This window comes from Arthrobacter sp. 05T47 (genome assembly GCF_056395825.1).
In genome coordinates this window covers 1-13,972 of the sequence record NZ_JBFTKG010000056.1, presented here as the reverse complement: position 1 = coordinate 13,972, position 13,972 = coordinate 1, and the positions used below count along the sequence as shown (strand labels likewise).

The following is a 13,972-nucleotide window of genomic DNA, read 5'->3' as shown; positions in this document are numbered from 1 at the left end:
AGCCTGCCCGGGGAGCAACAGCGAGAACCTGCATCCGCCGTCGACGTTTTCAACGGTGACCGTGCCCTGATGGGCGCTGACGATTCCGGCGACAATGCTCAGGCCCAGCCCCGCCCCGCTGTAACGCTTGGCGCCCGCCGGCTCATCCGTCTCGGGCACCCCAGCGCTCCCCAGCCCAGTCCTATCCATCCCAGTTCCGTCCAGCCCAATTCCGTCCATCCCAGGGCCTTCCGGGGCGGCCCAACGGCCGGCCCGCCTCCGGGCCGGGTCCTTCTGCCAGCCGGTCTCGAACACGTGCGGGAGGTCCGCTTCCGGGATTCCGCCGCAGCCGTCAGTAACCGCGACGACGGCCCGGTCCCCGTCCCTGCCGACTTCGACAGTGACATGGGACCCGGGCGCGCTGTGGACAATGGCGTTGAGCACAACATTCCGGATGGCGCGCCCCATCGAGGGACCGTCGGCGAGGGCCAGGCTTTCGCGGCGCCCGCCGCCGTCGAGCGTAATGCCGTGTTGCTCCGCCAGCGCGGCGAGGTCGGCAATGGCGTCGCTGGCGAGGTCGTACAGGTCCAACGGCTCGGCCTTGAGCCGCATCGTTCCGGCGTGGATTTTCGAGAGCTCCAGGAGGTCATTGACCATGCCGGCCATCAGGTCGGTCTGCGCGATGATCTTGCGGTAATAGCCGGGAACGTCCGCCGCCATGCCRTCTTCCAGGGCCTCGGCCATGGCCCGCATGCTCGCCAACGGAGTCCGGAGGTCGTGCGAAATCCAGCTGACGAGCTCGCGGCGGGCGTTCTCGATGGCGGCCTCCCGCTGCCGGGATGCCTCCAGCATCCTRCTGCTGGATTCGAGYTCGGCCGCGAGGGCGGCAAGTTCGTGGCTCATGACCGCGGAYTGGATGCCGGGGCTCTCGCCGCGGCCGATGCTCCGGGCGGCCTCGGCCAGTTCCTTGGCGTTGCGCGACACCCGCGATCCCAGCACCAGGGCGATGGCCACAGCAACCGCCGAGGCCACGGCCAGGACGTACCACATCACTTCGAGATCCCGTGCCGAAATGAACATGGCGTTGAAGGCGCTGACCATWCCGGCCGTCAGGACCGCCACGGCGGCAAGCACCACCACGCAGATCTGGACCGCGAAGGATGCCCTGCGCAGCGGCTTGAGGATAAGSAGCGACGCGGCCCCGATCACGGCTCCCCAGGCCACRGCCCAGCCGACGATGGTGAGCAGTTCAGAGGTCTGCACCGGCGGACTCTTCCTCTTCGCTGGAGTCGCTGGGGTCCAGCCGGTAGCCCACTCCCCAGACCGTTTTCAGGACGGAAGGGCGGGTGGGGTCGTCCTCGATCTTCTCCCGCAGCCTCCGTACATGGACCGTGACCGTGGACAGGTCGCCGTAGTCCCAGCCCCAGACAGCTTTCATCAGTTCTTCGCGGCTGAAGACCTGCCGGGGWCGGCGGAGCATGAAGGCCAGCAGGTCGAACTCCCGGGCGGTCAAGGCCAGCGGCTTGCCATGGCGGGACACCGTGCGCGCGGCCGGGCTGAGGTCAAAGCCGCCCACCTCGACCGGGGGCTCCGGGCTGAATTCAGGAATGCTCCGGCGCAGGACTGAGCGTACCCGCAGTACCAGCTCGCGGGGCGAGAACGGCTTGGTGACGTAGTCGTCCGCGCCGGCTTCCAACCCCAGGATCCGGTCGTCCTCCGTTCCGAGCGCGGTCAGCATGATGACCGGGACGCTGTGCGTCGCCCGGAGCCGCCGGCAGACTTCCACGCCGTCCAGGCCCGGCAGCATCCGGTCCAGGAGCACCAGGTCCGGACGGCGTTCGGCTGCGAGGCGCAGGGCCGTGAAGCCGTCGGCGGCGAGGTCCACCTGGAAGCCCGCCTGGACGAGGTAGTCACGGACCACTCCGGCGATGGTCGGCTCGTCCTCGACGAGCAGGATGCGCCGGTGATCCGTTGCGTCCGGGGCCGGCTGGGTCTTGTTCACGCTTCCAGCATAGGTTCGCGGTCCCGCCGCGGGCAGGGCTCCGGATCCCCGCAGGACATCCTTCCCGAACACGTAATATCCGTGCCGTCATGCGGCTGTGACGTGGGACGGCACGTGGCGTAGCCTGACACTATGACAGTTCAACTGGGTATGCCCCAGCCCCGCGTGGCAGGCAGTCCCGGAACGGGCGAAGCTGCGGCAGCCGCACTGTCCGGGCGCCCCGAGGGCCTGCCCGCCGGGCTCGTCGATCGTTATGGCCGCCGTGCCACGGACATGCGGCTGTCCTTGACGGACAAATGCAACCTGCGCTGCACGTACTGCATGCCGGCCGAGGGCCTGGAGTGGYTGTCCAAGCAGGCGGTGATGTCCGCGGAGGAAATCGTCCGGATCGTGCGGATCGGCGTGGACATGCTCGGCGTGCGTGAACTGCGGCTGACCGGCGGCGAGCCGCTRGTGCGCGCGGACTTGGTGGACATCATCGCCGCGCTCCGCCGGGCCCACCCGGGGCTGCCGATCTCGATGACCACCAACGGCGTCGGCCTGGACAAGAAGGCCGCCGGGCTCAAGGCCGCGGGACTGACCCGGATCAACGTCTCGCTGGACTCMCTGCATGAGGAAACCTTCACGAAGCTGACCCGCCGCCCGTTCCTGGAYAAGGTCCTCGCCGGCGTCGATGCCGCCTGGGCTGCTGGCCTGGGACCGGTCAAGCTCAACGCCGTGCTCATGCGCGGRATCAACGACGCCGAGTCSCCKGCCCTGCTGGCCTGGGCCYTGGACCGCGGCTATGAACTGCGTTTCATCGAGCAGATGCCGCTCGACGCGGACCACGGCTGGACCCGACGGAACATGATCACAGCCGCGGAGATCCGCGAGCTGCTCTCCGCCGACTACGTGCTCAGTTCCGACCCGCGGGACCGCGACGGCGCCCCGGCYGAACGGTTCGAAGTMCGGGCCCGTGTTCCCGGCACCGACCGGGCCACCGGCCCCSTCCTCGGCACCGTGGGCATCATCGCGTCGGTCACGGAGCCGTTCTGCTCCGACTGCCGMCGGACCCGCATCACGGCCGAGGGCAAGATCATGAGTTGCCTGTTCTCGCGCGAGGAAGTKGACCTGCTGGGCCTGSTGCGTGAGGGCGCAAGYGACGAACAGCTCRCCGAACGCTGGCAGGATGCCATGTGGATCAAGCCCAAGGCCCATGGCATGGACCATGTGGGCCTCGACGCCCCCGACTTCGTCCAGCCAGACCGCAGCATGAGCGCMATCGGAGGCTGACTTTTTCGTGAACGTACGCTACTTCGCTGCCGCGCGCGCTGCCGCCGGCGTGGATGAAGAACGCTTCGACCTCGACGACGGCGACACGCTCGCCTCGCTGCTGGAGGCGATCCTCGCCGTCGAGCGCCCMGAGCCGCCGGCCGGCACGCCGCCGCTGGCCCGCATCCTGTCSCGCTCCAGCTTCCTGCTCAACGAAGTTGCCGTGCACGACCACGCCGCGGCGCTCAAGCCGGCCGACRTCGTGGATGTGCTGCCGCCGTTCGCCGGCGGGTAGGCGCCGCCGGGACGTGGATCCGGGAMGGCTKTCCCGGATTCCGGGGCTATCGCGTGGACCAGACCGGTCCTAGAGTGTGGAATATCCCCGTGGCAGGCGACAAMCATCAAKGAGGAGAGCGGCATGTTCACACTGCAGATCGAGCATGGGATCAAGGACTTCGGCATGTGGAAAGCGGCCTTCGACCGCGACCCGGTGAACCGCGCAGCGTCCGGGGTCACGGCGTACCGGATCAGCCGCCCGGTGGACGACCCGCTCTATGTGGTGGTCGAGTTGGATTTCGAACAGCGCGATCAGGCGGAAACAATGTTGGCCAAYCTTCAGGCGAAGGTCTGGAACTCCGCCGACGTCGCCCCGGCCCTGCAAGGGGCTCCAAAGACCAGGATCCTCGAGGCCGCATCCTGAGAGCGCAGGCTTGGGCAGGGTGACCGGCCCAGGCCGGGCGCGGGCCTAGGCCGGGATGGAGGCGCCCTCGGCGACCCGCCGGCACACGCTGGTCATGAAAGGCGTGAAGTCGCTGGCTTTGCCCAGGCGGAGCCCGGCCGCGTGAGTCAGTTCGCCGTCGTCCACCCGGAAGGTGTGMCGTGCCGTGCCGCGGTCGCTGCGCCGTTCCACGGTCAGCGTGCCACCTTCCAGGCTGGCGCGCGCCGGAGCCTCGGGCGGCAGTCCCATGCTGTTGACGTGRTACCACAAGGTGTCCGGGTGGTCCGGGTCCATGGTGAAAACACCATGGCCTTCGGAACGGGTCCCGTCCGCATCCGTATTCCGGTAGCTGTGGGTGACCGCCAGCCCGGCGGCGGCCAGGGAAAAGATGATCTCGGTGTCCGCGCTGCGCGCAGGACCCCACGCCGTYGCCTCCCAGTGCGTGGTCCCCGTCCACCGGCCCAGAAAACCCTCAAGCGCCTCGACTGCACTGCCTGGCAGTGGCCGGTCCATGTCTTCCTTCCAGGGGTCCTCCCATACGGAGTTCSTYCCGAGTGACCCCGCCCTTATCATCACGCCGGGCGTGCCGCGGTGTAAAGATGCTGCCGTGTACAGACTCACCTCCCGGGCACGGGCCCGGGAATTACCTACAGCCCAAATGTCTCGGTTTCCTCGAACGGGCCGACCACGGTGATGGTCCGCGGCGCGGCCGCCAGCTCACGGGCGAGCTGCTGGACCTCCGAGGCGGTGACGGCCTTGATCTGGCGCAGGGTTTCATCGATGTCCTGGTACTCGCCGGACACCAGCTCCGCGCGGCCCAGCCGGGACATCCGCGATCCGGTGTCCTCAAGCGCCAGGACGATTCCGCCACACAGCTGCCCCTCGGCCTTGCGGAGCTCCTCGTCCGAGATGCCGTCCGCGGCCAGCTTGTCCAGTTCGGCGCCGAGCAGCTCGATGACCTGCCGGACCTTCGACGGCGTGCATCCGGCGTACATGCCGAAGTAGCCTGCGTCGGCGTAGGAGGAGGCGAAGGAGTAGGTCGAGTAGACCAGGCCGCGCTTCTCCCGGACCTCCTGGAAGAGCCGCGAAGACATGCCGCCGCCGAGGACCGCGTTGAGCACGCTCATGACAAAGCGGCGGCCGTCGGTGGCCACCAGCGACGGGCAGCCCATGATGATGTTGGCCTGYTCCACCGGGCGCTTCACCACATGCAGGCCGGCGGTGCCGGTGATCGCGGCGCGCTCTGTGGACCGSCGCTGMACGGGCGCGGCAGCGGGCTCAAGGTTCCAGCCGGCGGTGTGCAGGGCATCCACCACGAGCCCGCAGACGACGTCGTGGTCCAGGCCTCCGGCCGCGGTGACCACGAGCTCGTCGGGACGGTAGTAGCGGCGGTAGTGGTCCCACACGGAGTCACGTGCCACGGCCCGGATGGCTGCCGGTGTGCCGCCGATCGGGCGGCCGAGGGGGTGKGACCCCAGGACGGCGGACACAAAGTGTTCATGCGCGACGTCGGTCGGGTCATCGCTGTCCATCGCGATYTCTTCGAGGATGACGTCGCGTTCCTGCTCCATCTCCTGCGGGTCCAAGACGGCGCCGGTGATCATGTCCGAGATRACGTCGATCGCCATGGGAAGGTCGCTGTCCAGCACGCGGGCGAAGTAGCAGGTGCTCTCCTTCGCCGTGGCGGCGTTCGATTCCCCACCCACCTCGTCGAAGGCCGAGGCGATTTCCAGGGCGGTGCGGCGCTTGGTGCCCTTGAACAGCAGGTGTTCCAGGAAGTGGGTGGAGCCGTGCTGCCCGGGGGCCTCGTCGCGCGAACCCACGCCGACCCAAAAACCGATCGTTGCCGACCGCTGGCCGGGCATGGCCTCGGTCAACACACGGACGCCACCGGGAAGGACCGAGCGGCGAACCTCGGAACCGCCGTCGGCTCCGTGGATCAGGGTGTCTGCGTGCTGATTCTGCTCAAGCGGCAGGGGGACGACTGTCATCAAGGCCTTTCCATAAAACCGTCAAAAAACGCATCAAATCTGCCTGCCATCGTACCAGCGGACCACTGTGCCGGCGGAGGCAGGCCCAGGCATCTCCCSGGKGCWWACCGGGWGTTAWCCGTTGTTAACCAACGGCGGGGCCGGTGGATGATCCACCGGCCCCGCCATTTGGTCAGGAAAGACTACTCTGCGGCGTCCGCGGAGACCTCAGCGCTGTCAGCGTCTGCGGAGGCAGCCTCTTCAGCCACAACCGGCGACAGGGAAAGCTTGCCACGGTCGTCGATCTTGGTGATTTCCACCTGGATCTTCTGGCCCACGGAGACAACGTCCTCGACGTTGTCCACGCGCTTGCCGCCGGCGATCTTGCGCAGCTCGGAGATGTGCAGGAGGCCGTCCTTACCCGGGGTCAGGGAAACGAAGGCGCCAAAGGTGGTGGTCTTGACGACCGTGCCCAGGTAGCGCTCACCGATTTCCGGGATCTGCGGGTTGGCGATGGCGTTGATCGCGGACCGTGCTGCGTCGGCAGACGGGCCGTTGGTGGCGCCRATGTAGACAGTTCCGTCGTCCTCGATCGAGATGTCGGCTCCGGTGTCTTCCTGGATCTGGTTGATCATCTTGCCCTTCGGGCCGATGACCTCGCCGATCTTGTCWACCGGGATCTTGACCGCGATGACGCGCGGCGCGAACTCGGAGAGCTCGTCCGGGGTGTCGATCGCGGAGTTCAGGACGTCCAGGATGTGCAGGCGGGCTTCGCGGGCCTGCTTCAGCGCGGCGGCCAGGACCGAGGCGGGGATGCCGTCGAGCTTGGTGTCSAGCTGGATGGCCGTGACGAACTCGGAGGTACCGGCRACCTTGAAGTCCATGTCACCGAAGGCATCTTCGGCGCCGAGGATATCGGTCAGGGCGGCGTAGCGGGTCTGGCCGTCAACCTGGTCGGAGACCAGGCCCATGGCGATACCGGCAACGGCAGCCTTCAGCGGCACGCCTGCGTTGAGCAGGGACAGCGTGGAGGCGCAGACGGAACCCATCGACGTCGAACCGTTGGAGCTGAGRGCCTCAGACACCTGGCGGATGGCGTAGGGGAATTCCTCGCGGGACGGCAGCACCGGCATGATGGCGCGCTCTGCGAGGGCACCGTGGCCGATTTCGCGGCGCTTCGGGGAACCGACGCGGCCGGTCTCGCCGGTGGAGTACGGCGGGAAGTTGTAGTTGTGCATGTAGCGCTTGCGCGTCACGGGMGACAGCGAGTCGATCTGCTGTTCCATCTTGAGCATGTTCAGCGTGGTGACACCCATGATCTGGGTCTCGCCGCGYTCGAAGATGGCCGAGCCGTGGACGCGGGGCAGAACCTCAACCTCGGCGGTGAGCTGGCGGATATCCGTCAGGCCGCGGCCGTCGATGCGGATCTGGTCCTTGAGGATGCGCTGGCGCACAACCTGCTTGGTGACGGAGCGGAACGCTGCGGACAGCTCCTTCTCGCGGCCTTCGAACTGGCCGGCCAGGGAGGAGGTGACCTCGTCCTTGAGCTCGTCGGAGGCGGTGTCGCGCTCCTGCTTGTCGGCGATCTGGAAGACAGCGGCCAGCTTCTCGGCGGCAGCGGACTCCACAGCGGCGTAGACGTCGTCCTGGTAGTCCAGGAAGACCGGGAACTCGACGGTCGGCTTGGCAGCGCGGGCKGCCAGGTCGGACTGTGCTTCGCAAAGGGCCTTGATGAACGGCTTGGCAGCCTCGAGGCCTTCGGAAACRACCTCTTCGGTCGGGGCGGTGGCGCCCTGTTCCTTGATGAGGTTCCAGGAGTTGTCGGTGGCTTCGGCTTCAACCATCATGATGGCGACGTCGTCACCGGCGATGCGGCCGGCAACGACCATGTTGAAGACGGCGTTCTCGAGCTGGGAGTGCTTCGGGAACGCAACCCACTGCGAGCCGTTCTCGTCGGCGACGAGGGCAACGCGGACGCCGCCGATCGGGCCGGAGAAGGGCAGGCCGGAGAGCTGGGTGGACATCGAGGACGCGTTGATCGCGACGACGTCGTAGAGCTCGTCCGGGTTGATGGACAGCACGGTGACGACGATCTGGACCTCGTTGCGCAGGCCCTTGACGAACGCGGGGCGCAGCGGGCGGTCCATGAGGCGGCAGGCCAGGATGGCTTCCGTGGAGGGACGKCCTTCGCGGCGGAAGAACGAGCCCGGGATGCGGCCGGCGGCGTACATGCGCTCTTCGACGTCGACAGTCAGCGGGAAGAAGTCGAAACCTTCACGCGGGTGCTTGCCGGCGGTGGTGGCGGACAGCAGTGCGGTCTCTTCGTCGATGTAGACCATCGCTGCGCCGGCTGCCTGCTTGGCAAGACGGCCGGTTTCAAAGCGGATTACACGCTTGCCGAAGCGGCCATTGTCAATGACTGCTTCTGAGAACTGGATTTCGGGACCCTCCATAGAGAGTCACCTCCGTTTCATGGTTCACGGAGCCCAGCCGCATCAACCCAGKCCAGCATCTGTCKACTGGCCTGCACTGCACCCGGTCATCGATCGAGACCCACGGGCCGGGCCTCATTCCTTGAGGCCGTTCCCGGGGATCACTACCGAGGACCGCGAATGCGTGATGCGGTTGATCCTCCTGTTTAGTTTTGTCCTGAAGAGGGCGGCCCGTTCCGGTCCGGAAGGGGCCGCCCCTTAAAGCTGACTAGCGACGCAGGCCGAGGCGCTCGATGAGCTGACGGTAGCGGGTGATGTCAGTGTTCTTGAGGTAGGTGAGCATGCGCTTGCGACGACCAACCATGGCCAGCAGACCGCGCTGGGTGTGGTAGTCGTGCTTGTGCTCCTTCATGTGCTCAGTGAGATCCTTGATCCGCTGAGTCAGGACTGCAACCTGGACCTCCGGCGAACCGGTGTCGCCCTCGGACGTTGCGAAATCCTTGATGATGGACTGCTTTACAGCGGCTTCAAGTGCCACAATAACTCCTAGAGATGTGCCGTGAGGCCCGAATCAGTAATTCACTGCCGGGGGTGCCGTCCCGGAATCCCCCGCCGAAGCCGGGCATTCCGTACACAACAGGAACCAGCCGCCACGGACTGCAGCCGGATCCAACGTCCAGTTTAGTGGCACGTCCGCGATCTTGTCGAAACCGCCGGCCGCGCSCACCGGCTAAACGGYTGCGGTGTCCTGGCCCGCGAGCAGCTCGCGCACCGCCGCGACGCCCCGGTAGACCTCCGCGAAGGAGGTACTCAGCGGCGACAGCCCGATCCTGATGCCCTGCGGGGCACGGAAATCGGGAATTACATCCTGGTCCCACAACGTAGCTGTCATCTCACGGAAGGCAGGGTGGTCGATCGTGACGTGGCTRCCGCGCAGTGCCGGGTCCCGCGGGGTGGACAGCTGCACWCCGGCCGGYGCCAGCCACGCATCGTAGAGTTCGAGGGCGAAGGCGGTCAGCAGYTCTGACTTCGCCCGGAGCGCKGCCATCCCCGCTGCCTCGATCAGGTCCAGCGTGCCGCGCATGGCAAGCATCCCGAAAATGGCCGGGGTGCCGCTGAGGAAGCCCCGGATGCCGGCAGCGGCCTCATAGCCGGGACCCATTTCGAACGCATCCTTRCGTCCCATCCAGCCCCAGATTGGCTGCTGCAGCSCGGCCAGGTGCCGGGCGTTGACGTAGGCGAACGCGGGCGAGCCCGGTCCCCCGTTCAGGTATTTGTAGGTGCAGCCSGCCGCGAAGTCGACGTCGGCGTCGTCCAAARCGATCTCCACCGACCCGGCGGAGTGGCAAAGGTCCCACACCACCAGGGCGCCGGCGTCGTGGACTGCGGCCGTGATGGCCGGCAGGTCCGCGAGGAAGCCGGAGCGGTAGGCGATCTGGCTCAGGACCACGACGGCGGTGGCCGGGCCKGTGACGGCCCGCACCTGTTCGACGGTGACACCGGAGGCAGGATCGGCGTCGATCCAGCGCAGGGTCAGGCCTTCTTCGCGGGCGATGCCCTCCACCARGTAGCGGTCGGTGGGGAAATTGTCCGTGTCCAGGACGATTTCCTTCCGSGCCGGATCCGTAACCGCGGCCAGGGCGGCGCGGATGAGCTTGTAGAGCACAACCGTKGTGGAATCGGCGATGATGGTCTGTCCGGGTGCCGCGCCGAGCACTGAGCGGCCCAGCTGGTCGCCGATRGCCTGCGGCAGTTCGAGCCATTCCTCGTCCCAGCCCCGGATCAGGCGGCCGCCCCAGCTGTCCTGGATGAAGCTGCTGATGTCGGTGACGGTCCGCTTGAGCGGCCGGCCCAGGGAGTTACCGTCAAGGTAGGACAGCTCGGTGTCCGTGCCGACGAAGTGGTCACGGTAACGKGCCAGMGGATCGGCGGTGTCGAGGTCCAGGGCGCGCTGCCACAGGTTGTCCGTTGCGTCGTTGGTGGCGGGGATGCTCACTGGCCGATCTCCGTCCGCACGGCGAAGAGCTCCGGGAAGAAGGTCAGCTCGAGGGCCTTCTGCAGGAACGCCGCACCGCTGGATCCGCCGGTGCCGGATTTCATGCCGATGGTGCGCTGGACCGTSCGSAGGTGGCGGAATCGCCAGAGCTGGAAATTGTCCTCGAGGTCCACCAGTTCCTCGCAGGCCTCATACGCGCCCCAGTTGTCCGCGGCGTTCTCATAGATGTACTTGAAGACCGGGACCAATTCGGGGCAGAACTCGTGGGCCTTGGTGACGTCCCGCTCCAGCACCGATGCCGGGACGTCAAAGCCCTGGCGCTTGAGATAGGCGAGGAAGTCGTCATAGATGCTGGGTGCTTCGAGCAGTTCGCGCAGCATCTCGTGGGCTTCSGGGTCCGATTCGAAGACCGGGAGCATCTTGGCGTTCTTGTTGCCGAGGAGGAACTCGACGGCCCGGTACTGGCTGGACTGGAATCCGGAGGAGTTGCCGAGGAAGCCGCGGAACTGSGAGTACTCGGTGGGCGTCAGKGTGGCCAGCACGGACCATTGCTCGGTGAGSGTYTTCTGGATGTGCTTGACGCGGGCGATCGCCTTCAGSGCGGACCCGAGGTCRTCCGAACGCAGCCAGGCGGCGGCGCTGCGCAGCTCATGCAGWACCAGCTTCAGCCACAGCTCCGTGGTCTGGTGCTGGATGATGAAMAGCATCTCRTCGTGGTGTTCCGGKSYGCTGACCGGCTKCTGGGCGCTGAGCAGGGTGGGCAACTGCAGGTAGGACGCGTAGCTCATCCGCKCGCTGAAGTCCCGGACAATGTCCTGGTCCAGTTCCCTKGTGTTYTTCTCGATSGTCACGTCTYTTGCCTTCCTTGCCGCACGGCTGCGAACCAGTGCGCGGCTCCAGTGAGTCAGAACGCCGTCAGCGCGGGGGTCGACGCCGATCCGGCCCCGTTTTTAGCGGGCRAACAGGATGTCATGAGCCTGGACGACGTCCAGGCGCATCTGCTCCACCAAAGCTTCAGGCCCACGGTACGCCACCATGCCGCGGAGCCTTGTGACAAATTCCACCACAACTGTCTGGTCGTACAGATCGAAGTCATCGACGGACTCCTCGGGGCGGTCGATCACGTGRGCCTCGACCTGGCGGCTCACACCGTAGAACGTGGGGTTCGAGCCCACGGAGATGGCGGCCGGCCACCGGGTGCCSTCCTGGTCCACCAGCCAGCCGGCGTAGATCCCGTCCGCGGGGATGTACCCGGTGGCCGTGGGGGCGAGGTTTGCCGTGGGGAATCCGAGGTCGCGGCCGCGTGCAGCACCGTGCACCACCTCGCCGCGCATCCGGTGTGGCCTCCCGAGTACCGCAGCGGCGGTGGCAACGTCGCCCTCACGGAGTGCCTCACGGACCCACGTGGACGAGCAGCGGCGGTCCGTCCCGGCGTCGTCGTGGATGGGGAAGCCTTCCGAGCCGAACTCGCTGATGACCAGCACCTCGAAGCCGAGCTTCCGGCCCAGCTCCTGCATGGTGGCGAGATCCCCGGAATTGCCGCGGCCGAACCGGGCGTCGTGKCCGATCACCACATGGCTCGCCTTCAGGCCGTCMACCAGGACCGTGGCGACAAATTCTTCGGGRGTCAGGCTGGCGAGCTCCAGCGAGTACTTCATCACCAGGACGGCGTCGAGGCSGAGCTCTCCCAGGGCCACGAGCTTGTCCTCCAGGCCCATGATCAGCTCGGGAGCCGACTCCGGACGGTGCACTTGCGCCGGGTGCGGATCGAAGGTGATGGCGACGGSGCGGGCGTGGTTCAACCGGGCGGTGCGGATGAGCTGCGAGAGCACCTGCTGGTGGCCGCGGTGCACGCCGTCGAAATTGCCGAACGTGACAACCGACGGACCAAAGTCCGCCGGGACCTCGGACAGATCGTTCCAGATGTGGACCATCAACCTCGCCTTTTGCTGCCTGCCATGAACTCCTCCGGAGCGACCGTGCCGGCTCCGGAACTCTCTAAGATTACCCGCAATCCGGGCCGCTCCCGGACGGTTCGCCGGGCTCYTGGTGCAGCGTCGCGCGCGCACGCGGCGGGGCGCGCCCGGCGGGACCGCAACGTGAGCGGCAACGTAGCGGCGGCAGGTTGAGGGTGCTGGGGCCAGCGCTGGCTATCGCCCGAGCAACAGCCTCCGCTGGCTATCCCGGACTGAATGATGCCGCCAGTTCCGCCAGTGCAGCACGACGGCGGCGAGGATCAGCGGGACGTGGATTCCGGGCAGCATCCGTGCGAACCAACGCGGCAGGTAGATATCCGTCACCGAGCCGTCGCTRTCGCCGAGGTCCTGGGCGACGGCGGTCAGCGGGCAGTGGAAGCCATTGGCCGCAAAGACCAGCGTTTCKCCYGCGACCACGACGGCGGCCACACCTGTTTTCCGGTCGGTTCGGCCCCTRAGYCCGGTGTACAGGACGTAGGCCATGCAGGCCTCGATCGTGAACCAGGCAATCGTGTGAATCGACTTCACGGCCCGCAGCAGCAGACGGCGGTGGTCCATGCCTCCACCCTAGTCTTTCCCCCAGAGCGCGGGGTATGCCATTGGCATTCTCGCCCCTTCCAGAGGTCCCCCTTCGAAWCGTCCCCRTTCGAATCGTCCCCCGCAGCAGAACTAGCTCGGTCTGGGGATTACGCGGGCAGCGGGGTCAGACGAAACGCAGGGTCACTCGAGGCGGAAATAGCGGTTCCGGCGTGGCGTCCGGGCGGSGTCGATGTGCGGCGGTGGGATGAACCAGGCGGTGCCGCTGCGCATCCGGACGGTCCACTGTTCTTTGTGGATCAAGTGGTGGTGGTGCGAGCACAGCAGCGTTCCGTTCTCTGTGCCGGTGCTGCCGCCGCGGGACCAGTAGGTGATGTGGTGGGCCTCGCACCAGGGGGCGGGGATGGYGCATTGCGGGAASGCGCAGCCCTGGTCCCGGGCYGTGAGGGCTTTGCGGACATGGGGCGGGAAGACCCGGGAAGCGCGGCCGATATCCAGGATCCGGCCGTCCCCGCCGAGCACCATCGGGATGATGTCSGCGTCGCAGGCGAGTTTGCGGATGGTCGAGGYGGTGATGGGGCCGGTGAACGTTAGCGATCCAGTGCCCTCGTGGTCGGGTCCCGCACCGCCGAGCCGCTTGAGGAGGTCGCGGTAGTCGATGGTGGCCATGATCTGGGGCCGGAGACCGCCTGTTGCGGGCAGCCCTCCGGTGGCGAGGGCCACCTTGCAGGCTCCGACGAGGCCGTCGAGCAGCCGTTGCGGCCGGGAGCGCTGGTCGAGCAGGTCAGCTGCTCCGGTTTCGGCGCCAAGGCCTACGCCTGTGGCGGCGCTCGCTACCATGGCGGCGCCCAGGCCTACGCCCGTGTCGGCGTCCGCGACCGTGGCGGCGTCCGCGACCGTGGCGGCGTCCGCGACCGTCACCGTGCCCTCTGCTATGTCGGGTCCCATTTCCGAGCCGGTGTCTAGGCCGGCGCGAGGGTTGGTGGCGGTGTTCATGACGGTGACGAGGTGTTCGTACTGTTCGGCGGTGGCGAAGATTTCCAGGTGGTGCAGGCCGTGCCGGGGTTTGCGGATGAAGGCGCCCTGGATCCGGCGCAGCAGTTCCTCGGAG

Annotated in this window: 14 protein-coding genes; 3 read left to right on the top strand and 11 right to left on the bottom strand. The window is 67.1% G+C overall.

Translation table 11 applies throughout. From position 1 onward, the window contains the following. Both AC1DEY_RS21685 and AC1DEY_RS21680 read right to left on the bottom strand, forming a co-directional pair. The coding region (locus AC1DEY_RS21685) for a sensor histidine kinase (RefSeq protein WP_476869789.1) at nt 1–1,242 on the bottom strand (1,242 nt) is incomplete at its 3' end. Next, nucleotides 1,229–1,981, bottom strand: a complete 753-nt coding sequence (locus tag AC1DEY_RS21680; RefSeq protein ID WP_476869788.1) for a response regulator transcription factor — start codon at nt 1,979–1,981, stop codon at nt 1,229–1,231. The genes AC1DEY_RS21680 and AC1DEY_RS21685, both read right to left, overlap by 14 nt. 132 nt (nt 1,982–2,113) lie before the next feature. Here AC1DEY_RS21680 and moaA point away from each other — a divergent pair, with 132 nt between their 5' ends. The 3 genes from moaA (at nt 2,114) to AC1DEY_RS21665 (ending at nt 3,932) form a co-directional block, all read left to right on the top strand. After that, nucleotides 2,114–3,253 carry a GTP 3',8-cyclase MoaA gene (moaA, locus tag AC1DEY_RS21675; RefSeq protein ID WP_476869787.1) on the top strand — a complete coding sequence of 380 codons (1,140 nt, stop codon included), beginning with the start codon at nt 2,114–2,116 and terminating at the stop codon, nt 3,251–3,253. A gap of 7 nt (nt 3,254–3,260) precedes the next feature. Then, nucleotides 3,261–3,527, top strand: coding sequence for a MoaD/ThiS family protein (locus AC1DEY_RS21670; RefSeq protein ID WP_476869786.1), 267 nt, complete (start codon nt 3,261–3,263; stop codon nt 3,525–3,527). A gap of 123 nt (nt 3,528–3,650) precedes the next feature. Next, nucleotides 3,651–3,932, top strand: a complete 282-nt coding sequence (locus AC1DEY_RS21665; RefSeq protein ID WP_441409422.1) for a hypothetical protein — start codon at nt 3,651–3,653, stop codon at nt 3,930–3,932. Nucleotides 3,933–3,977: 45 nt separating this feature from the next. Here the strand turns inward: AC1DEY_RS21665 and AC1DEY_RS21660 are convergent, their stop codons facing one another. From AC1DEY_RS21660 to AC1DEY_RS21620, 9 genes are all read right to left on the bottom strand, one after another. Continuing rightward, nucleotides 3,978–4,463, bottom strand: coding sequence for a DUF1579 domain-containing protein (locus AC1DEY_RS21660; protein WP_441409421.1), 486 nt, complete (start codon nt 4,461–4,463; stop codon nt 3,978–3,980). 134 nt (nt 4,464–4,597) lie between these two features. Then, a complete protein-coding gene (locus tag AC1DEY_RS21655; RefSeq protein WP_441409420.1) occupies nt 4,598–5,941 on the bottom strand; it encodes a M16 family metallopeptidase in 1,344 nt (447 codons plus the stop codon). Between the two features lie 182 nt (nt 5,942–6,123). Then, nucleotides 6,124–8,373 (bottom strand): polyribonucleotide nucleotidyltransferase, encoded by a 2,250-nt coding sequence (locus tag AC1DEY_RS21650; protein ID WP_476869785.1) that lies wholly within the window; start codon nt 8,371–8,373, stop codon nt 6,124–6,126. A gap of 247 nt (nt 8,374–8,620) precedes the next feature. Beyond that, complete coding sequence (gene rpsO / locus AC1DEY_RS21645) at nt 8,621–8,890, bottom strand: 30S ribosomal protein S15 (protein ID WP_120953920.1); 270 nt, start codon at nt 8,888–8,890, stop codon at nt 8,621–8,623. A gap of 192 nt (nt 8,891–9,082) precedes the next feature. Beyond that, entirely contained in the window at nt 9,083–10,348 is a 1,266-nt protein-coding gene (gene kynU / locus AC1DEY_RS21640; RefSeq protein WP_476869784.1) for a kynureninase, read from the bottom strand. Further along, nucleotides 10,345–11,199 carry a tryptophan 2,3-dioxygenase gene (gene kynA / locus AC1DEY_RS21635; RefSeq protein ID WP_476869783.1) on the bottom strand — a complete coding sequence of 285 codons (855 nt, stop codon included), beginning with the start codon at nt 11,197–11,199 and terminating at the stop codon, nt 10,345–10,347. The genes kynU and kynA overlap by 4 nt, the downstream gene beginning before the upstream one ends. Nucleotides 11,200–11,298: 99 nt before the next feature. Continuing rightward, nucleotides 11,299–12,282: a bifunctional riboflavin kinase/FAD synthetase gene (locus tag AC1DEY_RS21630; RefSeq protein WP_476869782.1), complete on the bottom strand. Its 984-nt coding sequence runs from the start codon at nt 12,280–12,282 to the stop codon at nt 11,299–11,301. Nucleotides 12,283–12,498: 216 nt separating this feature from the next. Continuing rightward, nucleotides 12,499–12,882, bottom strand: coding sequence for a hypothetical protein (locus tag AC1DEY_RS21625; protein WP_476869781.1), 384 nt, complete (start codon nt 12,880–12,882; stop codon nt 12,499–12,501). Nucleotides 12,883–13,044: 162 nt separating this feature from the next. Beyond that, nucleotides 13,045–13,972 (bottom strand): HNH endonuclease signature motif containing protein (locus AC1DEY_RS21620; RefSeq protein ID WP_476869780.1); only part of this gene is annotated, 928 nt, incomplete at its 5' end.